The organism is Roseovarius sp. CAU 1744 (assembly GCF_039839345.1).
Classification (GTDB): domain Bacteria; phylum Pseudomonadota; class Alphaproteobacteria; order Rhodobacterales; family Rhodobacteraceae; genus Roseovarius.
Genome location: NZ_JBDOQV010000001.1, coordinates 417801 through 441107 on the forward strand (window position 1 = coordinate 417801; position 23307 = coordinate 441107).

The following is a 23307-nucleotide window of genomic DNA, read 5'->3' on the forward strand; positions in this document are numbered from 1 at the left end:
CCCGAAAGGATCAGGCGGTCTCGGCAAGCGCCGCGATTTCGGCCTCGAATGCCCATTCGATCCACGGCATGAGCGCGGCCAAATCAGCGGTCTCGACAGTGCCGCCGCACCAGATCCTGAGGCCTGGGGGAGCGTCACGATAGGCGCCGATATCATAGGCCACGCCTTCGCCATCGAGCCGCTTCGCGACGGTCTTGGCAAAACCCGCGCCGTCCTTGATCCGGTCATCGGTGAATTTCAGGCAGACCGACGTGTTCGACATCGTGGCCGGATCCCGCGCGAGGAAATCGATCCACTCGTGCATCTCGACGAAATCCGCCACCACCTTGGTGTTGGCATTCGCCCGCGCGATCAATCCTTGCAACCCGCCGACCGAGCGGGCCCAGTCGAGCGCCAGCAGGTAATCCTCGACCGCCAGCATGGAGGGCGTGTTGATGGTCGCGCCCTCGAAAATGCCCTCGATCAGCTTGGCCTGCTTGGTCAGGCGAAAGATCTTGGGCAGCGGCCAGTCGGGCGTATAGCTTTCCAGACGTTCGACCGCACGGGGGCTGAGGATCAGCATCCCGTGGGCCGCCTCGCCGCCCAGTACCTTCTGCCAGCTGAACGTGGTGACATCCAGCTTGTCCCAGGGCAGATCCTGCGCGAAGGCGGCCGATGTGGCGTCACAGATGGTCAGGCCTGCGCGGTTCGCCTTGATCCAGTCGCCGTTGGGCACGCGCACGCCCGAAGTGGTGCCGTTCCAGGTGAAAACCACGTCATTGTCGGTGTCGACCGAGGCGAGGTCGACAATCTCGCCATAATCGGCAGTCTTCACCTCGGCATCTAGCTTGAGCTGTTTGACCACATCCGTCACCCATCCCGCGCCAAAGGATTCCCAGGCCAGCATTTCGACCTTGCGCGCGCCCAGCAGGTTCCACATCGCCATTTCGACCGCGCCGGTATCCGAGGCGGGAACGATGCCGATACGATACTCGGCGGGGATGCCCAACACCTCGCGCGTGCCCTCGATGGCCGCTTTCAAGCGGTCCTTGCCGATGGCCGCACGGTGGCTGCGGCCAAGCGGGGCATCGCTGAGCTGCGTCGTGTCAAATGTGGGGGGTTTGGCGCAGGGGCCCGATGAGAAACGCGGATTACCCGGCCGCGCCGCCGGTTCTTTAATAGCCATTGCTGCTATCCTTCCAGATATACGCCCCTCGTTGGGGAGGGGTGTCCCACGGATCGGGTTACGCCTGCCCGGGGGCTTTCGCAAGTGCAGAAATGGCATCAGAACGCCGCTCGGGTGATTAAATGCGACTTCAGCGACTACGATCGGAAACATTAATTGCTCGAATGACTGATCGAAGCCCAACTCGGACATTGCACTTTCGTGTTGCGCGCGCTCGAAGCACGCAAGTCGCTGCGCTGGCATGAAACGCATCACTGCGCGGCGGTCGAGACGTTCTTCAAGACGATCAAGGCTGAGCATCTCTGGGCACGGTTTTGGCAGACGCGCTGCGATGGCCTTCGTCGAACACATCAACGGGTTCTGCAATCCACGACGCGGACACTCGGCCCTGGGCTGGAAAAGCCCCTCGGCCTTCGAAAGAAAGGTCGCCTAGATAAGCAATCGGAGCGGCATCAAACCGCGACAGGTCCAACGTGGCAAGGATCGAGATTGACGTGTATCCCACTCGACCTCACCGGTTCACGCAGACTGCTCTGCTTCCCACTTCATTTGGCTGGAAACCGAAACACCGTAGGAGAACAACTCGAACGTAAACTCCTTTGGTGCTTGCCGATTGGCGATCCGGTTCGGCAGATCGGGGTTCATCATTGCCGATTTGCCGATGGCAAGAAAATCCGCCTCGCCATTGGAAAGAACTTCCAGGGCAAGATCACAGTCTTCCAATCCTCCATTGGCTATCACAGGCAATCCGGTAGTTTCGCGCGCAAACTTGGTCAGCCTCGCGCCGTCTTTGGTGCTGCTGTGGTAGGCATAGCCGCCGCGTTCGCTGGCCAGGTGGATGAAGCTTGCCCCGGCCTCTGCCACAGCCGAGAAGATGATGGCCGCATCGTCCAGACCGCCTGCCCAGAAGTAATCAGGCTGGGTGGCCTTTGCCTGAGACAGGCGCACCCCGGTCAAAAAGTCTTTGCTACATACGGCACGAACCTCAGAAATGATCTCGCAGGTTAACCGGATGCGGTTTTCGACCGAACCGCCATAAGGCGCCGCACGCAAATTGGTTTCAGGTGTTAGAAACTGGTCCAGCAGATATCCATTTGCACAGTGGATTTCCACGCCGTCGAACCCAGCTTCTTCCGCCCGCCTGGCCGCCTGGACAAACCCGGCTTTGATCTCGGTAATATCGCCCTCGCTCAGCTCAACAGGTGTTTCATACGGACCCTGCTTGGTGCCGTACATCTGCAGCATATGGCCGTCGGGACGAACAGGTGATGGCCCATGTGGGGCATCCACCACTTGAGAGACAGCCCCCGCGTGAATGAGCTGAAGAATGATCTTGCTGCCATGTGCATGAACCGCATCGACAACCTGCTTCCATCCGGCCTGCTGGGCGTCCGTGCACAAACCCGGTTGGTTGGCATAGGCCTGCGCAATGGTGGTGTCGGGATAGGCCCCTTCGGCAATCAGCAATCCAAACCCGCCCTGCGCAAAGCGGGCGTAATACTTGGCCATGTCTTCGGTAGGCACCCCGCCTTCGGTGGCGCTGGCGCGCGACATAGGAGCGAGAACGTAGCGATTTGGCAGGTCCAGATTTTGGACTGTGCCCGGGGCCAGCGCTGGATGGATTTCGGAATTTTGTGTCATTGGTTTCGGCTTCCTGTTGTCGATGAAGCCGAAATAGGGCTAGTATGCATTTCCCACAAGAATGCACAAAAAAGGCCTATACTTACAAAAATGTAAGTAAGGAAAACGTAATGAGCGACCTCTTCGATGACGGGCAATTGTTCTGCCCAACCGAGACCGTCCTCGGCATAATTGGTGGAAAATGGAAAGGCATGATCCTCTGGTGCCTCTGTCAGCGCACCATGCGATTTGGAGAGTTGCATAAAACCATACCGGACATCACCCAACGTATGCTGACGAAGCAACTGCGCGACTTGGAGCACTACGACATCATTGTTCGCAAAGTGTATCCGGTGGTCCCACCGAAAGTCGAATACTCGCTGAGTGAACACGGTCAGGCATTGAAACCGCTTTTGGAGCAGTTAGAGGTCTGGTCGACCGATTACCTCAAGAAAAAAATAAGCAACGGCAATTCGGATGAAGGTGGCGGCGTTTGATGCCCCAACGAGAAGCGAGAAAGGCCAAGTACGAGCGGCTTTTCGGCGCCCAACGCCGCTGATCAGTACGCAACCTCGACGGCTCGGTTTGCCCGCATTTTGCTCTTTCGAAGCATCTACGCTCAATTCACTTGGCTGGCCTGCATTCACGGCGTGACAGTGAATACGGCGGCTCCCCTAAGATGTATGTCAAGAGTGCAGCTTTTTGTGATCGCATATCCGCTATAGCAGCGGCTTCACGCGGCAGTAACGACTTGCGCCGGATGTCTCCGCTGACTATTGGAAACCGTCCCCTGCTTTAGAAGAAATGTGAAGAGTGGCCTATGTTTATATCTGGTGAGAAGTGGGGCATTCCCACTTTGGGAACCGAAGGTGGCGTTGTCACATGGAGCCTCGCCTCCTTTGGTGAAAACCTCAGCGATTTCGGTATCGGCACGAGATCTTCTTTTGTTCCCTCGGATGCGGAAGATATGTTGCGTGATGCGTTTGACACATGGTCGAACCACGCGAATATCGATTTCGTACAGATCGATGATGAAGATCTGGAGGACGCCGGAGGCTTGCAGCCGGAAAACCATATCCGCATCTATTTTGGCAGTATTCCGGGCGACACGATCGGTCTTGCGTTCTTGCCCTATCGAACCATCGGCGAACTCGCCGGAGATATTGTATTCGACCGGATCTATTCGGCGTTTTCCAACGACGAAAGCGTGATGGGTCTGTTTCTGCATGAAATTGGCCATGCCATTGGACTTGATCACGCCGAGTTGACCGACGTCTCGATCATGACGCCGATCCTGACCTATACGGAACTGCAGGCAAAAGACATCGACGGGATCAAGCAAATCTACGGCGATCAGGACAATGCACCTGTGACCTACACGCTTGGCACGGATTTTTCGCAGCGAAATATTAGGGTTCTTGATGCACCCGATAACTTCACCATCAATGGCCCGTCCGGTGGGATTTACAACAACAACCGCATTGAAACGGAAGATGGCAGCCAGACATTAAATGGCTTGCTTGGCCAGGATACGCTTCTGGCCGGGGCTGGAGATGACAGCTTGTACGGCGGCAGGGGCCTGGATCGCCTGTTCGGCGAATCCGGGGATGATTTTCTGTCTGGTGGTTTTGATCGCGACACGCTCGATGGCGGCAGCGGCAATGACACGCTGTTGGGAGGCCAGGGAAACGATCACCTGGAGGGCGGCATCGGTGATGATAGCCTCGCCGGGGATATCGGTGATGATTCTCTTCTCGGCGAGACCGGCAATGACACATTGCAAGGCGACGATGGCAGCGACACCCTGAACGGTGGCAGCGGGAACGATTCCCTCATGGGTGGCGATTCCAATGACACTCTCATCGGAGAGACCGGTGACGATACGCTGCAAGGGGATGGCGGCAGCGATTTGCTGGACGGTGGCAGCGGGAACGATGTCCTTTCCGGTGGCGAATTCAACGATACTCTCATCGGAGAGGTCGGGGACGATACGCTGCAAGGGGACGGCGGCAACGATTCGTTAGACGGCGGCAGTGGGAACGACACGCTGCAAGGTGGCGATGGCAGCGATTCACTGGACGGTGGCAGTGGGAACGATGTCCTTTCCGGCGGCGATTTCAACGATACTCTCGTCGGGGGGGATGGGGACGACTTGCTGCAAGGTGATGCCGGGATTGACCGTCTCGATGGAGGCGACGGCGATGACACGCTTCTTGGCGGAGACAGCACCGACTTTCTTGTCGGAGGTTCGGGTGCCAACTTCCTGAACGGGGGCGGCGGTGGCGACCACTATTTTCTTCACGGCGAAAGCTTTGAACAACGCACCGGGGATTTTGATACCATTGAGGGTTTCAGCCCCGGTGAAGATACGATCTACATCTCAGATCTGATCAGAGAAGCTAATATGCATTCGCCTGAGTCGATATATTTCGACGACTTTGTGTTCACCGAAGATGCAAACGGCGTTCTTTTGCAGATTTCCTATCACTCCGTCTATTTCAAGAACGCCACAGGACAATCGCTTACGGCCAACGATTTCCTGGAAGACGACTTCGTATTTGGAAGTGTTCTCACACGTGACCTAACGGCAGGTTCCAACAGGTATTCCGGCTCGTCATTCGCTGAGCGTGTGAATGGTTACGAGGGCGACGATACCCTGAACGGAGCGCACAGTGAGGATACGCTGTCCGGGGGGCTCGGCAATGATCTGCTGTTTGGCGGTGCTCAGGATGACTTTCTTTTGGGTGATGAAGGCAATGACAGGCTCTACGGCGAGGGCGGGGATGATAGCGGCACCGGAGGCGATGGAAACGACCGTCTCTTCGGGTATGGTAGGCGGTTCCAGGCAGCGGTCGACGATGGGGAAGATACACTCGAAGGCGGAGCCGGTGCGGACAAGCTCTTTGGTGGGACCGGCGATGATGATCTCGACGGCGGTACAGGCAATGATAGGCTCTATGGTGAACGCGGAGATGACAGCGGCATCGGTGGCGAAGGGGATGACCGTCTCTACGGATATGGTACCCGGTTCCGCGCAGCGGTCGATGATGGGGAAGACACCCTTGAAGGAGGAGATGGTGCAGATAAAGCCTATGGCGGCACCGGTAATGACAGCCTGCTCGGAGAGGCCGGGAATGACGGTCTCTTTGGCCAGCATGGCGACGACACGCTAAATGGCGGATCCGGGTTGGATCAACTGTTTGGCGGGTCGGGCAATGACAGCCTTGATGGTGGCACCGAAGATGACCGTCTCTATGGTCAGAATGGTGACGACAGCCTGATTGGGGGCGAGGGTAACGACTTCTTGTCCGGATACGGCAAACTGTACCGCGCGAGCGCCAAGGACGGAAACGATACGTTGGAAGGCGGCACAGGCGAGGATCGCCTGAACGGGGGAACAGGTGATGACAGCCTGGATGGCGGTTCCGAAAATGACCGCCTCCTTGGTCAGCATGGCAACGATTTGCTTTTGGGCGGCCTGGGCGATGACAGTTTGTACGGTGGCGCTGGTAACGATACCCTTGAGGGCGGCGCGGGCAGTGACACGCTGGGCGGTTCCCGCGGCGTAGATGTCTTCGTCTTTGCGGACGGACACGGGACCGATGTCGTACTGGACTTCAATGCCAAAAGTGATCTTGAGGTATTGGACCTGAGCGGTGTGAGCGGAATTGCCGGTATTGATGATCTTCTCGGAGATGGTGGCGCAGCGCAGAAACAGGGGCGCGACGTCCTGATCGACACGGGTGGTGGCAACTCAATTCTGCTCAAAAACGTGAATCTGCTACATCTCGACGAGACGGACTTCATCTTCTGACGGTTCTTGCCGGCGCATAGCTGCCGTTCGATGATTGGGAGGGATCCTGCGGTCTCAGCCCGCTTTCCGGGCATTCATGTAAAATGCAGCATCTCAACGGGAGGCAACGGCCGGACCGCGGACAAAGCTGATGGTGTTGCCCAACGAGTTCAGGCCACCAAGGCGTTGGTTGTGCAGCAGTAGGAAAAGCGACGCCAGCCTAACAAACCAACTTAATCTGGCCTGACTTTGGCGATTATATACATGAGCAATCGGAGCGGCATCAAACCGCGACTGGTCCATTATGAAATAGAGATTCGCGATGCCTACCTCGCTGGCGTCTCCGAGATTAAAGCCGCAGCCTATGAATTAGATGAATGTTCACGCACTGTCCCTTCCGTCCCGCTCCTTGATTGGCGAAATCGGCCGCAGCGAAAATGCGGTTTGACATTTACCGGGATCCGCCCGGTTGAATGACTTGAAACGGGAATTCTGCTGTGTCGCCGAATTTTCGCGCCGCGGGCGCAAGGGCTTTCCGCGAGCTATGGCGAACTGCGCATAAGGTCCGCAAAAACTCCGCTTTGCTGACCTAAGCATTGGCCCTAGAAACTTTGCCGGACCTGCGCTATCTCGCGGAGCTATTGCAATACAGGGGCACTCATGCACATTACCACGCTGATCGCGCCCGCGGGCAAGCTGGATGCGGCGCTGGTGGAGAACCTGCGTAACGCCTGGGGCGGTGGCGATGCTGTCTGGCTGTCGCCCGAAGAGGCGGCCGAATTCCAGATTGCCGGTATTCCGGGCAACCGCTGGGAGGTGTGGGAAAACCTGCAGACGATGCAGGTTGACCTTGTCGTGCAGCCCACCGAGGGGCGGCGCAAGAAGATGCTGCTGGCGGATATGGACAGCACGATGATCCAGCAGGAATGTATCGACGAGCTGGCCGAAGAGGCGGGCGTGGGGGCGCATGTCAAGGACATCACCGCGCGGGCGATGAATGGCGAGCTGGATTTCGAGGGCGCCCTGATCGAACGGGTGAAGCTGCTGGAAGGCATGGATGAAGCCGTCATCGGCAAGGTGCTGGAAAACCGCATCACCTACATGCCCGGCGGCGATGTGCTGGTGGCGACGATGCAGGCAAACGGGGCCTATGCGGCGCTGGTCTCGGGCGGGTTCACGGCCTTTACCGCGCGGGTGGCGGCGCATCTGGGATTTGACGAGAACCGCGCCAACACGCTGCTGTCCGAGGGCAGCAAGCTGACCGGCGAGGTCGCGCGGCCCATCCTGGGGCGGCAGGCCAAGATCGCGGCGCTGGAGGACATCACGGCCCGGCTGGGGATTGCCGAGGCGGATGTGCTGGCGGTGGGCGACGGGGCCAATGATCTGGGCATGCTGGGGCGCGCGGGCCTTGGCGTTGCGCTGCACGCCAAACCCTCGGTGGCGGCGCAATGCGATGTGCGGATCAATCACGGTGATCTGACCGCGCTGCTTTATCTGCAGGGGTATGCGCGGGACGAGTTCATTGCTTGACTGGCAGATGAACTAGCCGGCGGCCACCGCGGTGATCCATTCCCGGTTGCTGATCCTGTAGCCGTGTTTTTCCATCAGGGCCGTGACCAGCGGCGGCAGGTGCGCGGCGCCCCAGACGATGGCAACGCGATCATCCGGGCGCCGTTCGATGGCGATTTCGCACCCGCGCAGCAAGGCCGCGTCACGGTCATCCAGGACGACTTGCCGGAACTCCTTGCCAAAGATCGCTTCCATCGCGTCGCCATCACGGATCGTGGAGCTGGCCAACGCCTCGGACAGCAGGACGCGGGCTTTGCCGAAACGCAGGATCAGGCCGATGACACGCAGCGCCACGTGGAAGAAGATGCGACGGACCAGGGGAATTTTCTTCCAGCTTTGGCGGAAGGTCTCCGGGTCGAGATCACTATTGTACCATTTTTTGCGAGAGCCCTCCGGGCCCGAGGGCTGCACCGCCAGGTCGGGACTGCCGCGGCTGATCGCCTTGTAGGCGCGCCGGGTGGTGCGGGCGACCGGCCGCCATCCGACCCCCTCCTTCAATACGCAATCATGGGCATCGGCCTCGTTCATGACGCGGTCAAAGAAACCCTTGTCGGCGACGTGGATCATCGGAAAGAGGGTGAAGTCGGGCCTGCCCCGCGCCGTCAGCGTCAGACGCTGGACTTGCAGGCCGCTTCCGGTCTTGCGCGTCATTTGTGGTGATCGGACATGTTGCATGCAAGGTAAGGCGCCGTTTGGCCAATATAGGAACGGTCAATTGAAACCATGTGTGGAGTGCGAAATTGCGGCGATGTGGCGGGAAGAATGGGGCATTTCATTATTTAGCTTGATCGTTAATTAACGCTGCGGTAAATAAGCGACATGCAAGATTTGACGCAAACCTTTTCGGCTCTCTCGGATGCGACGCGTCTGGCGGTGGTCGAGCGGTTGATGGCGGAGGGAGAATTGCCAGCGGGGAACCTGGTGGCTGCCGCCGAAATGTCGGCACCGGCCATGTCGCGGCATCTGAAGGTCCTGCGCGAGGCGGGACTGGTGCAGAGCCGCGTTGACGGTACGCGGCGGCTCTATTCGGTGCGGGCCGAGGCCTTGCAGGCCATAGCCGACTGGACCCTGGATCACCGCGCCTTCTGGCAGGCCGGTCTGGACCGGCTTGAGGCACATCTGGCGCTGGACGAAAAGGAATAGGAATGGCCGATATTCAGATTGTTCGCGAGTTCAAGGTCAGCCCCGAGCGGTTGTTCCGCGCGGTGACCGAACAGGCGGAGATCCTGAACTGGTGGGGGCATGACGGCTGGACCATCCCGGCGCAGAACCTTGATTTTTCGCAGGTGGGCCCGTGGCATTCGGAAATGTTCGGGCAGGATGGCACCCGCTATAAACTGTCAGGGCAGGTGACCCATGTGACGCCGCCGCGATCGGTCGGGTTTACCTGGGGCTGGCACGATGACGATGACCGGCGCGGGCAGGAAAGCCATGTGACCTTTACGGTCGAGACGACACAGGATGGTGCGCGGTTGATCCTGGATCACCGCGACCTGCCCGGCGACGATGTGGCGGGACGCCACGAAACCGGCTGGACCAAAGGGCCGATGCTGCGGCTTGAGCGGTATCTGGCGGGCTGAGTTCCAATCAGAAAGGAGACAGAAATGCCGAAATTCATCTTTGCCTATCATGGGGGCGGCAAGCCCGAAACCGAGGAAGAAGGCGCCAAGGCCATGGCCGCCTGGCAGACCTGGCTGGGCGGTATGGGGGATGCCTGTGTCGACATGGGCAACCCCGTGGGCATGTCCAAGACCGTTGCCGCCGGCGGCGTGGCCGATAATGGCGGCGCGAACCCGCTGTCGGGCTATACGATTGTTCAGGCCGCGGATATCGGTGCGGCCTGCGACCTGGCCAAGGGCTGCCCGATCCTCGACGGCGGCGGCGGAACCGTCGAAGTGGCGCCGATCATGGAAATGTGAGCACCCTGCCGGGTGCAACGGGTTACCTGACCCCTCCTCCTGTCCTCCTCCCATGGGGGAGGAGGAACCGCTTGGCGGGCCGGCCCAGCATGATCTGTGCCGGTCAGCCTGTCTGGCGGGTCAGGCGGCGAGCCTGGCGCGGGTCTGGCCGATCATCAGTGCGGCACGGGCGGCCTCGCGGCCTTTTTCGACGAAATGCGCCCGGTAGATCGCATTGTGGTGATCGGTGTCCTGATAGTGATGTGGTGTCAGTGAGATCGACAGCACCGGCACGCCGCTATCCAGGCTTGCGCGCATCAGCCCGTCAATCACGGCTTGCGCCACGAAATCATGGCGATAGATGCCGCCATCGACAACCAGGGCCGCCGCGGCGATGGCCGCATAGCGGCCGGTTTGCGCCAGGTCGCACGCCACAAGCGGTAGCTCGAACGCGCCGGGCACGTCAAAGACGTCGATCCGATCCATCTCAATCAGCGCGGCAAATCCGTCAAGCGCGCGGTCCACGATATCGGCATGCCAGTTCGCCTTGATGAAGGCATAGCGGGGAAGTGTCATGGTATGGTCTCCTTTCCTTTGACACGTCACCCAGAGCATCAAACGAAAGGAGGCGGGCCGCAGCCCGCTTGCCTTGCGCTCTCTTTCATCCGGACTATGACCGTCGGCCCTGGAATTGCACCAGGTCTGCTGGACACCCCGGCGATTGCCGGGGCCGCTCGCGGGCTTGGGGGAATGCCCCCTTACCGCCGGTGGGGAATTTCACCCCGCCCTGAGAACGTTTGCGACTTTGCTGGAAAGTATGCCGCCGCGCAAGCCGTGAATCCGGCAGATGCGATCGGGAAAACGGCGCAAGAAAACCCGGGGACGCATGTGGCGCCCCCGGGCGAGGCTGTTCAGCCCGGTTTACGAGGCGTCGGGCAGAATGCCTGCTTCGCGTGCCGCGCCGATTTCGTCCTCGGCGAGGGCACCATCTGCATTGGTGTCGATCTGCTCAAAAGTTCCTTCGGCAGCCTCGGGATGTGCGGCGGAAAATTCTTCGGCAGAAACGGCACCGTCGCCATCGGCATCCATTGTTTCCGACGCCAGGGCGGCGGCGGGCAGCGTCAGGGCGATGGCGAACGTGGCGGCGGTAAGTTCTTTCAACATGGGTTTATTCCCTCTTTGATGTGATATTCACGAGGAGCTTTTGTGCCCTCGAAATTGAACATGGTGAGTGGGCCGGGGAATGTCTCGTCTCGTTCTCACAATGCGCGGCAAGCGTGCAGAAATGAGCCAAAACGGCTTAAATTCTCGGCGCTTAGCTGCCACATCTGCCGGATTTCTCGCGATCGGCGGGACGGTGCCTATGGCTATGAGGTTTTTGGGCGAAGTTTGGCTCAAAACACACGTTTCGGTTGATGCGCGAAAGGTTGCCAGAGGCTCAGAGGAGGCATGCGGACGGTTTGACCACCCCCACGTCGAACCCGCGCCGGTTTAGAATCGGGGCATTCATGAAGCGTCGCGTTGCCGGGTGGTCCGCATCCAGCACGCCGAGGCGGACGAGGATCGCCGCAATCGCACAATTCGCCCCCCGGACGGCGCCATCGGTCAGCTTGACCGCCACACCCAGCCTCCGGCCGGGAATGATGGCGCTGAAATAGCCCTCGGCCCCGGTCTTGAGAGCGACGGGTTCGGTCGTGGCACGCATGAGTTCGGTGCAGGCGCGCCGTTCGCCCGCCACCAGCTCGGGATATGCCACCATCGCCTGCCAGAGTTGCACCGCCGCGCTCTGGCGGGCATCTGCCCCGTCGCGGGCAGCGGCAAAAAACGCCATTGCGCGGGCCATGCCGTGGACCGTGCAGGCGTAGTTCGGCGCCGAGCAGCCGTCGATGCCGTAGCCGGGACTGGTTTCCTGGGTGGTTTCCTCGAAGGCGGCCAGGCAGGCCCGCTGAACGGGGTGGTCCGGGTCGATATATTCGGGGCCGCCGCCGAGATGCTTGGACAGGGTCAGAAAACCTGCATGTTTGCCGGAACAGTTGTTATGGACCTGGCAGGGTTTGCCGTCAGTGCGGATCAGGTGATTGAAAGCCGGGCGATCCTTGGGCATCTGGGGGCCGCAGCGCAGATCATCATCCCCCAGCCCCAGATCCGTGAGCCAGCTGTTGACCGGGCCGGTGTGGATGGCAGCACCGTTATGCGATGCACAGGCCAGGGCCAGCTGTGCTTCGGTCAGTCCGAAGGCCGCGGCGGCGCCGCTCTCGATCAGGGGCAGCGCCTGGATCATCTTGGCCGAGCTGCGCGGCATCACCACCGCCTCGGGATCGCCCCAGGCTTCGACGATCCGGCCGCTGTCGTCGCAAATCACCGCATGGCCGGCATGGGTGCATTCAAGAAACGGTCCCCGCCAGATTTCGGTCAGGGTCACAGGGTCGGGCATAACGTACCTTCTAACTGTGGCGAAACGTGCAAATTTCCGCCAATTGCATCTTTCATGTCTCGCCTGTTTCAGGCTATTGTTGCAATGTCGAGTAGGTTGAGGCCGATAACAACAAAAAACCCGACGAGGGCACGAAACGGCCGGTGAAATTGAGGCAAAGGACAGCTTGGAGGCTGGACAAATGGTATCACGGATAGTTCGCGGCATGGCATGCGCCGTTCTGGCGCTGGCGGCATCAGGCGTGTCGGCGCAGGAAGAAAGCACCAATCAGGTTGCGGCCAAGACCGCCTGGAGCGTTTTTGAAGACAGCGACCCGCGCGAGTGCTGGGCGGTGTCCGCCCCGACCGAGACCGTCAATACCAAGGATGGCCGGGTGGTTGCGGTGCGCCGCGGTGACATCCTGCTGATGACCTTCTTCCGGCCCGGGGCCGGGGTGAAGGGACAGGTGACCTTTACCGGCGGTTACCCGTTTGCAGGCGGCTCGACCGTCAATGTGAATGTCGGCGGCAATGAATTCGAGATGTTTACCGAAGGCGAATGGGCCTGGCCTGCCAGCACCTCCGATGATGCCAAGATCATCGCGGCGCTCAAGCGAGGCGCGACGGCGGTACTGACCGCGCGTTCGGGCCGTGGCACCGTGACCAAGGACACGTTTTCACTTTCGGGCTTTACCGCCGCGGTGGAAGAGGCCGAAAAACGCTGTCAGTAACCGGGCCGGTGGCCCCCGTGAACAAAGAGCTCATCGGCTGCCCACGGGCGGCCGTTTTGTTTGTTGCGGGGATTTCGATGCGAATTCGATCCGTGTATTCCTGCGCCGGGGGTGGTGAAAAATGCCAGCTGGTTTGACCGTTGATCTGTGGTTGGCTGACCTTGGTGATGATAGCGGGGTCGGCGCACTGCGCGGTCTGCTCAGTGCGGGGGAAATCGACCGCGCGAACCGGTTCGGGCAGGACATTCACCGGTCTCGGTTCATCCTGTGCCGTGCCTATCGCCGGATCGTTCTGGCCGATTACCTGGGGTGCGCGGCATCTGAGTTGATTTTTGACGAAAATGGCAAGAACAAACCGGCATTGCGCCTGCCGCCAGACGGCCAGCGCCTGCATTTCAGCACCAGCCAGTCCGGAAATCAGTGGCTGATGGCCGTTGCCACCGCCGATATTGGTGTGGATATCGAAGCGCTGCGCGAGATACGCGATCTCGAGGCGATGATCGGCCGGGTTTGTTCCGGCAGCGAGGCGCGCGTGTTGTCAGCCATGCAGCCCGCGGACCGGTTCGACCATTTCTTTACCCTCTGGACCATCAAGGAAGCCGTGGCCAAGCTGACGGGTGAGGGGCTGTTCGCATCGTTTGATGCCATCGACACGGGCGGCGAGGCGGCGCCTTCCACCGCCCGCTACCAGGGGCAGCAGGTATATCTGGCGGTACCCGACATTCCCGGCCCCGCCAAGGCCATGCTGGCCGCCCATCGGCCGGGACTGCGCATCCGGCAGCGCGATGTCACGTCGTTGCCTGGCGCCAGGTAGGGTGAAACCGGCCCGCCGGAGACAGCGTAAACAACTCGCACCCATCGGCGGTAACGCCAATCGAATGTTCGAACTGTGCCGACAGGGACTTGTCGCGCGTCACCGCGGTCCAGTCATCTGCCAGGACCTTGGTTTCCGGGCGGCCCAGATTGACCATCGGCTCGATCGTGAAAAACATGCCTTCTTCCAGCACCGGACCGGTGCCCGCGCGGCCGTAATGCAGCACGTTGGGCGGCGAATGAAACACCCGGCCCAGCCCATGACCGCAGAAATCGCGCACGACCGACATGCGCTGCGCTTCCACGTAGGACTGGATGGCGTGGCCGATATCACCGAAAGTGTTGCCGGGTTTCACGGCCTCGATCCCCTTGAACAGGGAATCGTGCGTGACTTGGATCAGCCGCTCGGCCTTGCGCGAAAGCTTGCCCGCCACGAACATGCGCGACGTGTCCCCGTACCAGCCATCGACCACCACGGTGACGTCGATGTTCAGGATATCGCCATCCTTGAGCTTCTTGTCGCCGGGAATGCCGTGGCAGACCACATGGTTCACGCTGATGCAGCTGGCGTGCTGATAGCCCTTGTAGCCGATGGTTGCAGACGTGGCCCCGGCGGCATTGACCTTGTTTTCGATCATCCGGTCCAGTTCGCCCGTGGTCTGACCCACAAACACATGGTCCGCGATCTCATCAAGGATGCGCGCGGCCAGTTCACCGGCCTTGTGCATGCCGGCAAAATCCGCTGCCTCGTGGATGCGGATGCCGTCACGCGTGGTCTTGCCGCTATGCTTGTCTTTCACGGAACTACCCTTTGTCGTCATTCGACGCTCTATTTAGGGTGGATTGGGCAAAAGAACCAGAGGGGCCTGAACACACTTGTAACCAGGCATGTTTCATGCCTTTGGCGGGTGGCCGGGATCGTTGCGGCCCGTGCCGTTGCCCGGTGCCAGAGCAGGTGATTTCCGTATCGCGCCTGACCCCTGCCAAGCCAGATGTCCGGCTGAAATGCTCCGCTCAGGTAACAGGGACCGGCGCGCCCACGCGTATTTCCTGCGGGGTGATCCGCGTGTCATAGGCCAGGACCTCGACACCGGCATCGCGCGCCGTGCCGAAGGCGTCCGCATAGGCCGGGTCGATGTCTCGCGCCAGGCTCATCGCGGTGCAATCCGTTCGCTGGATAAGGTAGAACAGGATGGCGCGGTGGCCCAGCCGGGCCATCCCGGCGAGTTCGCCCACATGTTTGGTGCCGCGCGCGGTCACGCTATCGGGAAACTCGGCAAGCCCCGTCTGGCGCGACAGGGTGACCGACTTGATCTCGACATAGGCGTCCGGCAGGCCCGGCTGTTGCAGCAGGAAATCGATCCGGCTGTTTGTCCCGTATTTCTGTTCGGGCCGGACGGTTTCATAGGCGGCCAGTTCCGGCACCTCGCCGGCCATGATCGCGGCCCTGAGCGCACGGTTCGGCAGCGAGGTATCGACGCCGGTGAAATGGCCGTTTTCATGGTCGACCAGCCGCCAGCCGAATTTCAGTTTCTTTTTCGGGTCGTCGTTCGGTTCGACCCAGATTTTCATGCCAGGTTCTTGCAACCCCATCATGGACCCGGGATTGGCGCAATGGGCGGTCACCTCGCGCCCGTCCTCCAGCCGGATGTCCGCCAGGAAGCGTTTATAGCGCCGGATCAGGCGGGCGGGCACAAGAGGGGTTTGAAAGCGCATGAATGCAGCCCTATACCGGGGTTAGCGCCCATTCAAGGAAGCAAAGATGCCCAACCCTACTGCCGCCATGCTTGTCATCGGGGACGAGATCCTTTCGGGGAGAACGCGCGATGCGAACATGCACCATCTGGCCGGGGAACTGGCCAGGGCGGGTATCGACCTGAAAGAGGTGCGCGTGGTCAGCGATGATGGCGATGCGATCGTGGCCGCCGTTCAGGCGCTGAGAGCCGCCTATGACACGGTTTTCACCTCCGGCGGGATCGGCCCGACCCATGACGACATCACCGCCGACAACGTGGCGCGCGCCTTTGGCGTGCCGATCGACGTGCGCGAGGATGCCCGCGCGCTGCTTGAGGCGCATTATGCCCGCGTCGGTCAGGAACTGAACAAGGCGCGTCTGCGGATGGCTCGCATTCCCGAAGGCGCGGCACTGATCGACAACCCGGTCAGCATCGCGCCCGGCTTCAGCCTTGAGAACGTGCATGTCATGGCCGGCGTCCCGGCGATTTTCAAAGCGATGGTCGAAAGCGTCTTGCCGACGCTGACAGGCGGCCAGCCGCTGGTTTCCGAAACGCTGGAAATCCGCCGCGGCGAGGGCGATATCGCCGGGCCGCTGGCAGATCTGGCGGAACGCTATCCCGAATTGTCCCTGGGATCCTACCCGTTTCAGCGTGACGGCATGTTCGGTGCCAACGTGGTAATCCGTGGCGGTGACGGCGCGCAGGTCGCGGCGGCACTGGCCGAGCTGCAGGCGGCGTTCCCGTCATGATGCCGGGGGTGCAACATCTCTATTCGGTGATCGAAGGCACCTGGCCGCCGGCGGCGGTTTCGCAGGTGGGGCCGTGGACGATCCGCGACGGGCGGGGCGGCGGGCAGCGGGTATCGGCGGCGACCGCGGCGACTGAGGTTTCGCTGCACGATCTGCCCGATGCCGAGGCGGCGATGCGCAAACTGGGCCAGCCGCAGCTGTTCATGATCCGGGAGGGCGACGCGGACCTGGACGCGGCGCTGGAGGCCGCTGGCTATCCGATTGTCGATCCGGTGAACATCTACGTGGCACCCCTGAGTGAGCTGACGACGGAAAAGCCGCCACGCGTGGCGACCTTTGCCATCTGGGAGCCGCTGGCGATCATGCGCGATATCTGGGCCGCCGGCGGCATCGGTCCCGCCAGGGTCGAGGTCATGGCACGGGCCAGGGGCCCCAAGACGGGCCTGTTCGGACGGACCGGCAACCGCCCCGCCGCGGCCGGGTTCGTCGCCATCCACGAACGGATCGCCATGGTGCACGCGCTTGAAGTCCTGGAAAGGCACCGCCGCGCGGGCATGGGCCGGCACATGATGCGGCAGGCGGCCTTCTGGGCGGCCGATCACGGCGCCACGCATATGTCGGTCATCTGCACCCAGGCCAACACCGGCGCAAACACGCTCTATTCTTCCCTCGGGCTGACGCTTGTGGGACAGTATCACTATCGCCGCAAAGGACAGACCTGATGAGCCAAGCCGACCAACAACCCACAGCGCTGGACCTGCCGATGGTCGATCCGCTGCCCGAGGCGACGCAGAAATATTTCGACATCTGCGCCGAAAAGCTGGGCATGATCCCCAATGTGCTCAAGGCGCACGCTTTTGACATCGACAAGCTCAACGCTTTCACCGCGCTCTATAATGACCTGATGCTGGCCGATAGCGGGCTGACCAAGCTGGAACGCGAGATGATCGCGGTTGTGGTCAGCTCGATCAACCGCTGCTGGTATTGCCAGGTGGCGCATGGGGCGGCGGTCCGGCAACTGTCGGGTGATCCGGCCCTGGGAGAGGCGATGGTGATGAACTACCGCGTGGCGCCGCTGGATGCGCGGCAGCGGGCAATGCTGGATTTCGCCGCCAAGGTGACCAGGGAAAGCGCGGCGGTCGAGGAAGGTGACCGCGCCGCGCTGCGGGCGGTCGGTTTCACCGATCGCGACATCTGGGACATTGCCAACGTCACCGGGTTTTTCAACATGTCGAACCGTGTCGCCAGTGCCACCGGCATGGTGCCCAATGCAGACTATCACGCGCAGGCGCGCTGACGGCGATGCGCGCCCGGTTAATCCTGGCGGCCCTTGTGGCCCTAGCAGGCGGGCCCGCCCCGGCGCTGGAACTGTCGATGCCGGGCAAAGCCGTCCTGAACGCCGAGATCCGCGCCAACCCGGACCGATATGACCTGCCCCTGGGGCCGTTTTCCGGCGGCGTGCTGCCTGTCGAGAAACTAGAGGGGAACGTGCTGAAACAGGCCTGGCGGATTGACCAGTCGGGCCTGACCACGTTGCAGATCATCCGCTCGGTGAAGGACCAGCTGGAGGCGGAAGGTTACGAAATCCTGCTGGAATGCGGCGCAACGGATTGCGGTGGTTTCGATTTCCGTTTCAACACGGATGTGCTGCCCGCCCCGGACATGTATGTCGATCTGTTCGATTTCAGATTTCTGTCCGCCCGCCGCCCGCAGGCCGATGCCGTATCCGTCTTTGTCAGCAGGAAGGCGGGGATCGGATATGTGCAGCTGGTCCATGTTGCACCGGACGGAGGCTCCGCCGGGCGGAAACCCGCCGGGGTCACGGCAGAAGATGTGGCCATATCGGGCCCGCCGGAGACCGTAATCGACACGCTGATCGCGCAGGGCCACGTGATTCTGGACGATCTGGTTTTCCGGACCGGGTCCGCATCGCTTGGGCCCGGTCCGCATGGCTCGCTTGAACGGCTAGCGGAATTCCTGCTGGCGGACGAACGCCGCCGGATCGCGCTGGTGGGGCATACGGATTTCGTCGGTTCGCTTACAGATAACGTGAAGCTCTCGAAGTCACGTGCCGACGCGGTGCTCTTGCGCCTGGTGGAAGGATACGGCGTGCCGCGCGCGCAGCTGGATGCCGAAGGTGTCGGCTATCTCTCGCCGCTTGCACCGAACAGCACACGCGAGGGGCGCGAGATCAACAGGCGGGTCGAGGCTGTGCTGCTGGAGTCGAAATAACCGGCCAAATCCTTTGGCATCGGCGAAAAACTCCTATATGGAGGCGCATCTGATACCCGAAGGCCGCGCTACGATGACCGATGACACTGCACCGATCACCCAGGATGTGCTGACGATCCCCCGGAAACTGCCCGAGGGGCCGGTGAACCTTGTCGGCCTGACACGGCCGGCACTGCGCGCGCTTCTGATCGACAATGGCACGCCGGAAAAGCAGGTCAACATGCGCGTGGGGCAGATCTGGCAGTGGATTTACCAATGGGGCGTGCGTGACTTTCACGCGATGACCAACCTCAGCAAGGGCTACCGGGCCGAACTGGCCGAGAAATTCGTGATCGAAATCCCCGAAATGGTCTCGAAACAGGTCAGCGCGGACGGCACGCGGAAATACCTGGTGCGGATTGCCGGCGGCCACGAGGTCGAGGTGGTCTACATCCCTGAAGAGACGCGCGGAACGCTCTGCATCAGCTCGCAGGTCGGTTGCACGCTGACCTGTTCTTTCTGCCACACGGGCACGCAGAAGCTGGTGCGCAACCTGACCGCGGGGGAAATCGTCGGCCAGATCATGATGGCGCGCGACGACCTGGGCGAATGGCCCCAGCCCGGCGCGCCCAAGGATGAAACCCGGCTTCTCAGCAATATCGTGCTGATGGGCATGGGCGAACCGCTGTACAATTTCGACAACGTGCGCGACGCGATGAAGATCGCGATGGATGGCGAGGGGATATCCCTGAGCCGCCGCCGGATCACGCTGAGCACGTCGGGTGTGGTGCCCGAGATCGCCAAGACCGCGGAAGAGATCGGCTGTCTGCTGGCGGTAAGCTTCCACGCCACCACCGACGCGGTGCGTGACAAGCTGGTGCCGATCAACAGGAAATGGAATATCGAAACGCTTCTTGGCGCGTTGCGCGAATACCCCCGCCTGTCGAATTCCGAACGCATCACCTTCGAATACGTGATGCTGAAGGATGTGAATGACAGCGATGCGGATGCCCGGCGCCTGGTGCAGCTGATCAAGGGCATCCCGGCCAAGATCAACCTTATCCCGTTCAACGAGTGGCCCGGCGCCCCGCATGCGCGCAGCGACTGGGAGCGGATCGAGAAATTCGCCGACATCATCTACAAGGCAGGCTATGCGAGCCCGATCCGTACGCCGCGGGGAGAAGACATCATGGCCGCCTGCGGGCAGTTGAAATCGGCCACGGAACGCGCCCGCAAGTCACGTGCCCAGATCGAGGCCGAGACCCGCGCCTGACGCAGCGTCAAATTGAGGCGCCTGCCGCATATTTTTCTCATGTGCGCCCCTTTCTGTGACGATTCTTGCCATCGGGGTTAACTAGCCTCGCGGCAATGGATGTCTGCTGAAAGATTGAAAAAGATGGAAAATCTCAACCGGGAAGCCAAGGACAAGATCCGCAATCTGGTCCAACGCGAACGCGAGCTGGCCACTTCAGAGCGTGAATGGAAACACCGTCTGCGTGGCTATGGCTATGCGATCCTTGAGACTGAAGAGGGCTGTTTTGTCACCTCGATCCTGCGGGAAGCGCCGCTCTGCAGCCTGCCGGGCCCCACGGTACACTAGACGCTGGGAAATTGTGCGCGTTGCACGCGCGCAGCATATCTCGTCGTTGCCCTCCGGGCGCCTCCTCGGGGCGGGAGGACGGCGTGACGTCAAGATCGCGGGCAGTCCTGCCCGGGGTCAGTCCTTGACCGAAATATTGTCGATCAGCCTTACGCCGGCCAGCCAGGCGGCGGCCAGAAGGCGCGCCGGGCGCGAGGGTGTGTCAAGCAGTTCCAGATTGTCGTTGGCGCGCACTTCCAGATATTCGACCTTGGTGAAGCCGGCATTTTCAATCCGTCTGATCGCCTCGGCCTGGAGCGCGGAAAAGGGCGATCCATTTGCCATCTCTTCCGCGACACGCTCCATTTCCGCATTCAGGGCAGGGGCCTTGACGCGGGCACGGTCCGACAGCAGCAGGTTGCGCGAGGACATCGCCAACCCGTCGATTTCGCGGATCGTCGGGCAGCCGTGCACGGTAATCGGGATGTCCAGATCACGGGCCATGCGGCGCACGATCTGAAGCTGCTGGAAATCCTTTTCGCCGAAATAGGCATCCCTTGCCGAGCTCTGCAGAAAGAGCTTGGCCACCACGGTGGCGACGCCGTCGAAATGCCCGGGGCGATGCGCGCCACAGAGCACATCCGTCAGCCCCGCGACCGTGACCGTGCTGGCGAAACCATCGGGGTACATCTGGTCACCGTCCGGGACGTAGAGGACGTCGATGTTGAAACGCTCCAGCTTGCGCGCGTCTTCGTGTTCGGTCCGGGGGTAGTTTTCCAGATCGTCGGGATTGTTGAACTGCATCGGGTTGACGAAGATCGTGACGATCACGCGGTCGCAATCCTTCTTGGCGGTCTCCACCAGCGACAGGTGGCCGTCATGCAGTGCCCCCATCGTGGGCACCACGCCGATGCGTTCACCGGCCGCCTGCCACCGTGCCGTCTCGGTCCGAAGGTCGGCCAGCTTGCGCAGGATCGGCGCGGTCATTTCCCTTTGCCCTTTGCCGGGGCCTGGTCGGCAAACATGTGTTCCGGTGCGGGGAAACTGCGGGCACGGACCTCTTCTGCGTAGGCGGCTATCGCCTTCTCTCCGTCGTCCCCGAGGGTGGCATAACGTTTGACGAATTTCGGTTTGAACGAGGTAAACAAGCCCAGCATGTCATCCACCACAAGGATCTGCCCGTCGCACCCCGCCGAGGCGCCGATGCCGATGGTCGGAATGGGAATCTGTGCCGTGATCTGATCCGCGAGAGTGGCGGGTACCTTCTCCAACACCACCGAAAAGGCGCCCGCGTCGCTGATCGCCTTGGCATCGGCCAGCAGCCGGGTGGCGCCATCATCGCGTCCCTGGACCTTGTAGCCGCCAAGCGTGTTGATCGATTGCGGGGTGAGGCCGATATGGGCCATCACCGGCACGCCGCGCGCGACCAGAAACGCAATGGTCTGGGCCATATGCTGACCGCCTTCAAGCTTGACCGCCACGGCACCGGTTTCGCGCATCAGGGCGGCGGCATTTGCGAAGGCCTGTTCAGGGCTTTCCTCGTAGCTGCCAAAGGGCATGTCGATGACAAGCATGGCGCGTTCCAGCCCCCGGGCGACGGCCTGGCCGTGCAGGATCATCATCTCCATCGTGACACCCAGGGTCGAGGGCAACCCGTGCAGCACCATGCCGACACTATCGCCCACCAGCACGATGTCGCAATGCGCGTCCATCATCTGGGCCATCGGGGTGGTATAGGCGGTCAGGCTGACGATCGGAGCGCCGCCCTTCATGGCGCGAATATCATCGGGCAGGGGGGCGGATTTCTTGGCTGTCGCGCTCATTTGATTTGTCCGGTTCATGCTGCGTCGCAGAAGCACCTACCAAGTCTGGGCAGTAATTTCCACCACTCTGTTTAACCAGGGAACGCCCGGGCGTTGGGCGTTTTGCGGGGCAGGTTGCCATAGGCGTTGACGGTGTTGCCAGGTCCAAACCGAGGCAGGCGATGAAGCCCCCGCATATCGGCGGGCTTGATGGCTTCTTTGGTGGTCCTGTCGCCGTCGCGCGTTGCATGCGAACGCGCTGGCCATCTGGCAGGCGGGGTCTTCGCGCGGCCTTCGAGCGACTGTCCGACGCCGCAATGCGCCGCTTGCGCGATTATGCGCAGGGTGGTGGGGTTTTCATTCGGTGCAAAAGCTCTACACATGATCATGCACGGCGGGCCGTTCGGGTCACACAGGCTGCAACAGGGGAAGAACCTTGCGCATTTTCCGAATTTTTACAGCGATTTACCTCATCCTGGCAGTCATGTTGCCGGTCGCCGGGGTGGCAACCGCGCAGGATGCCACCTTTCGCAAGTCGGACATCGTGCGCCTGTTGGGGCAGTTGCCGGAAATCACCCCGATTCGGGGTGATATGGCCGCTTTGGGCTTTGAGGGGGAGAAACTGGACCTTGCTGTTGCGCAGATCGAGCGAATGTTGCGGGATCCGCTGATCGCCGGAAACATTGCCGACAGGGTGATCGCGGCCAGCCGGCCTTCGGTGCGCTCGGTCGAGGCCGGAGGGTTGTTCTGGCCACTGGTCGACCGTGGTCTGGGGCATCTGAGGCCGCGCGAACTGGAATATTTCTACAAGGTCGAACAGGCGATGCTCAAGGCGCTGCCCGTGCGCGAATGCGGGTTGACCATCAAGGAAAAACTGCCGCCTGCCAGGTTGGCAAAGGCGACCGGCCGCGTTGCCGCGCGGCTCAATACGCCCGCGCTGAAGGAATATTACCGGATTCAGTTCAAGGCCGCGCGTTTCGGCGCGTCGCGGGATGTGGCACGTCTTGGCGCCGAAGAGGAGGTGCGCGCCGCCGCGACCATCAACGAGGCGCTGGGCAAGAGCCTGGCAACCCGAACGGATGGCGCCGCGCTGATGCGGGCCTATCGCAACCTTGACCGGGTCAGCAACCGGCGCGCCTGTGAGGCAGGCCGGGTGTTCATGGATGCGGTCCTGTCGATGGAGGGACGGGAGTTGAACAACGCCCTGATCCTTCTGAGTACGCCCTAGG

The 23307-nt window shown here is 61.3% G+C and carries 25 protein-coding genes, 1 pseudogene and 1 riboswitch; of the genes and pseudogenes, 16 read left to right on the forward strand and 10 right to left on the reverse strand.

The genetic code is table 11. From position 1 onward, the window contains the following. Positions 1 to 10: 10 nt before the first annotated feature. Positions 11 to 1165 (reverse strand): phosphoserine transaminase, encoded by a 1155-nt coding sequence (locus tag AAFO92_RS02025; RefSeq protein WP_347532893.1) that lies wholly within the window; start codon positions 1163 to 1165, stop codon positions 11 to 13. 258 nt (positions 1166 to 1423) lie between these two features. On the opposite strand from AAFO92_RS02025, the pseudogene AAFO92_RS02030 reads away from it, so the two are divergent. Continuing rightward, positions 1424 to 1598, forward strand: a pseudogene (locus AAFO92_RS02030) (IS3 family transposase); the annotation flags it as partial. 86 nt (positions 1599 to 1684) lie between these two features. On the opposite strand, the gene AAFO92_RS02035 reads toward AAFO92_RS02030, so the two are convergent. After that, complete coding sequence (locus AAFO92_RS02035; RefSeq protein WP_347532895.1) at positions 1685 to 2806, reverse strand: NADH:flavin oxidoreductase; 1122 nt, start codon at positions 2804 to 2806, stop codon at positions 1685 to 1687. Positions 2807 to 2916: 110 nt separating this feature from the next. Here AAFO92_RS02035 and AAFO92_RS02040 point away from each other — a divergent pair, with 110 nt between their 5' ends. The 3 genes from AAFO92_RS02040 (at position 2917) to serB (ending at position 8108) form a co-directional block, all read left to right on the forward strand. Further along, positions 2917 to 3282, forward strand: a complete 366-nt coding sequence (locus tag AAFO92_RS02040; protein ID WP_347532897.1) for a helix-turn-helix domain-containing protein — start codon at positions 2917 to 2919, stop codon at positions 3280 to 3282. A gap of 323 nt (positions 3283 to 3605) precedes the next feature. Further along, entirely contained in the window at positions 3606 to 6599 is a 2994-nt protein-coding gene (locus AAFO92_RS02045; RefSeq protein ID WP_347532899.1) for a matrixin family metalloprotease, read from the forward strand. A gap of 639 nt (positions 6600 to 7238) precedes the next feature. After that, complete coding sequence (gene serB / locus AAFO92_RS02050) at positions 7239 to 8108, forward strand: phosphoserine phosphatase SerB (protein WP_347532900.1); 870 nt, start codon at positions 7239 to 7241, stop codon at positions 8106 to 8108. A gap of 12 nt (positions 8109 to 8120) precedes the next feature. Here serB and AAFO92_RS02055 read toward each other — a convergent pair whose 3' ends face one another. Continuing rightward, complete coding sequence (locus AAFO92_RS02055) at positions 8121 to 8798, reverse strand: hypothetical protein (RefSeq protein ID WP_347532902.1); 678 nt, start codon at positions 8796 to 8798, stop codon at positions 8121 to 8123. A 168-nt stretch (positions 8799 to 8966) separates the two neighbouring features. Here AAFO92_RS02055 and AAFO92_RS02060 point away from each other — a divergent pair, with 168 nt between their 5' ends. The 3 genes from AAFO92_RS02060 to AAFO92_RS02070 are packed head-to-tail and all read left to right on the forward strand — an operon-like array spanning position 8967 to position 10066. Then, a complete protein-coding gene (locus tag AAFO92_RS02060) occupies positions 8967 to 9290 on the forward strand; it encodes a metalloregulator ArsR/SmtB family transcription factor (protein WP_347532904.1) in 324 nt (107 codons plus the stop codon). 2 nt (positions 9291 to 9292) lie between these two features. After that, positions 9293 to 9727 (forward strand): SRPBCC domain-containing protein, encoded by a 435-nt coding sequence (locus AAFO92_RS02065; RefSeq protein WP_347532906.1) that lies wholly within the window; start codon positions 9293 to 9295, stop codon positions 9725 to 9727. 24 nt (positions 9728 to 9751) lie between these two features. Continuing rightward, positions 9752 to 10066 carry a hypothetical protein gene (locus AAFO92_RS02070; protein ID WP_347532908.1) on the forward strand — a complete coding sequence of 105 codons (315 nt, stop codon included), beginning with the start codon at positions 9752 to 9754 and terminating at the stop codon, positions 10064 to 10066. Positions 10067 to 10186: 120 nt separating this feature from the next. Here AAFO92_RS02070 and AAFO92_RS02075 read toward each other — a convergent pair whose 3' ends face one another. From AAFO92_RS02075 to AAFO92_RS02085, 3 genes are all read right to left on the reverse strand, one after another. Next, on the reverse strand, positions 10187 to 10621 hold the full coding sequence (locus AAFO92_RS02075) for a 6,7-dimethyl-8-ribityllumazine synthase (RefSeq protein WP_347532909.1): 435 nt from the start codon (positions 10619 to 10621) through the stop codon (positions 10187 to 10189). A 73-nt stretch (positions 10622 to 10694) separates the two neighbouring features. Next, positions 10695 to 10844: riboswitch (FMN riboswitch) on the reverse strand. A 122-nt stretch (positions 10845 to 10966) separates the two neighbouring features. Further along, complete coding sequence (locus tag AAFO92_RS02080) at positions 10967 to 11209, reverse strand: EF-hand domain-containing protein (protein ID WP_347532910.1); 243 nt, start codon at positions 11207 to 11209, stop codon at positions 10967 to 10969. Positions 11210 to 11483: 274 nt separating this feature from the next. Continuing rightward, positions 11484 to 12479 (reverse strand): asparaginase, encoded by a 996-nt coding sequence (locus AAFO92_RS02085; RefSeq protein WP_347532912.1) that lies wholly within the window; start codon positions 12477 to 12479, stop codon positions 11484 to 11486. A gap of 205 nt (positions 12480 to 12684) precedes the next feature. On the opposite strand from AAFO92_RS02085, the gene AAFO92_RS02090 reads away from it, so the two are divergent. Together AAFO92_RS02090 and AAFO92_RS02095 are read left to right on the forward strand one after the other, a co-directional pair. Then, positions 12685 to 13188: an invasion associated locus B family protein gene (locus tag AAFO92_RS02090; protein ID WP_347532914.1), complete on the forward strand. Its 504-nt coding sequence runs from the start codon at positions 12685 to 12687 to the stop codon at positions 13186 to 13188. Positions 13189 to 13309: 121 nt separating this feature from the next. Next, on the forward strand, positions 13310 to 14002 hold the full coding sequence (locus tag AAFO92_RS02095) for a 4'-phosphopantetheinyl transferase superfamily protein (RefSeq protein WP_347532916.1): 693 nt from the start codon (positions 13310 to 13312) through the stop codon (positions 14000 to 14002). Here the strand turns inward: AAFO92_RS02095 and map are convergent. After that, complete coding sequence (gene map, locus AAFO92_RS02100; RefSeq protein WP_347533350.1) at positions 13977 to 14801, reverse strand: type I methionyl aminopeptidase; 825 nt, start codon at positions 14799 to 14801, stop codon at positions 13977 to 13979. The genes AAFO92_RS02095 and map overlap by 26 nt on opposite strands. Positions 14802 to 15015: 214 nt before the next feature. Further along, positions 15016 to 15717 (reverse strand): DNA/RNA nuclease SfsA, encoded by a 702-nt coding sequence (gene sfsA / locus AAFO92_RS02105; protein ID WP_347532917.1) that lies wholly within the window; start codon positions 15715 to 15717, stop codon positions 15016 to 15018. 46 nt (positions 15718 to 15763) lie between these two features. On the opposite strand from sfsA, the gene AAFO92_RS02110 reads away from it, so the two are divergent. The 6 genes from AAFO92_RS02110 to AAFO92_RS02135 all read left to right on the forward strand — a co-directional run bounded on the left by AAFO92_RS02110 (position 15764) and on the right by AAFO92_RS02135 (position 20297). Next, positions 15764 to 16486 (forward strand): molybdopterin-binding protein, encoded by a 723-nt coding sequence (locus tag AAFO92_RS02110; RefSeq protein ID WP_347532919.1) that lies wholly within the window; start codon positions 15764 to 15766, stop codon positions 16484 to 16486. Beyond that, positions 16486 to 17208 (forward strand): GNAT family N-acetyltransferase, encoded by a 723-nt coding sequence (locus AAFO92_RS02115; protein ID WP_347533351.1) that lies wholly within the window; start codon positions 16486 to 16488, stop codon positions 17206 to 17208. The genes AAFO92_RS02110 and AAFO92_RS02115 overlap by 1 nt, the downstream gene beginning before the upstream one ends. Then, the gene (locus AAFO92_RS02120; protein WP_347532920.1) at positions 17208 to 17783 is read left to right on the forward strand and encodes a peroxidase-related enzyme; all 576 of its coding nucleotides are present in this window, start codon (positions 17208 to 17210) and stop codon (positions 17781 to 17783) included. The genes AAFO92_RS02115 and AAFO92_RS02120 overlap by 1 nt, the downstream gene beginning before the upstream one ends. Positions 17784 to 17788: 5 nt before the next feature. Then, positions 17789 to 18718, forward strand: a complete 930-nt coding sequence (locus AAFO92_RS02125; RefSeq protein ID WP_347532921.1) for an OmpA family protein — start codon at positions 17789 to 17791, stop codon at positions 18716 to 18718. Between the two features lie 73 nt (positions 18719 to 18791). After that, complete coding sequence (gene rlmN / locus AAFO92_RS02130) at positions 18792 to 19970, forward strand: 23S rRNA (adenine(2503)-C(2))-methyltransferase RlmN (protein WP_347532922.1); 1179 nt, start codon at positions 18792 to 18794, stop codon at positions 19968 to 19970. 123 nt (positions 19971 to 20093) lie between these two features. Then, the gene (locus tag AAFO92_RS02135; protein ID WP_347532923.1) at positions 20094 to 20297 is read left to right on the forward strand and encodes a hypothetical protein; all 204 of its coding nucleotides are present in this window, start codon (positions 20094 to 20096) and stop codon (positions 20295 to 20297) included. A gap of 117 nt (positions 20298 to 20414) precedes the next feature. On the opposite strand, the gene panC is transcribed toward AAFO92_RS02135, so the two are convergent. Together panC and panB are read right to left on the reverse strand one after the other, a co-directional pair. After that, a complete protein-coding gene (gene panC, locus AAFO92_RS02140; RefSeq protein ID WP_347532925.1) occupies positions 20415 to 21263 on the reverse strand; it encodes a pantoate--beta-alanine ligase in 849 nt (282 codons plus the stop codon). Beyond that, positions 21260 to 22099, reverse strand: coding sequence for a 3-methyl-2-oxobutanoate hydroxymethyltransferase (gene panB / locus AAFO92_RS02145; protein ID WP_347532927.1), 840 nt, complete (start codon positions 22097 to 22099; stop codon positions 21260 to 21262). Before panB ends, panC begins: the two co-directional genes overlap by 4 nt. 415 nt (positions 22100 to 22514) lie before the next feature. Between panB and AAFO92_RS02150 the strand changes: the two genes are divergently transcribed. After that, positions 22515 to 23306 carry a hypothetical protein gene (locus AAFO92_RS02150; RefSeq protein ID WP_347532928.1) on the forward strand — a complete coding sequence of 264 codons (792 nt, stop codon included), beginning with the start codon at positions 22515 to 22517 and terminating at the stop codon, positions 23304 to 23306. Position 23307: the final 1 nt, after the last annotated feature.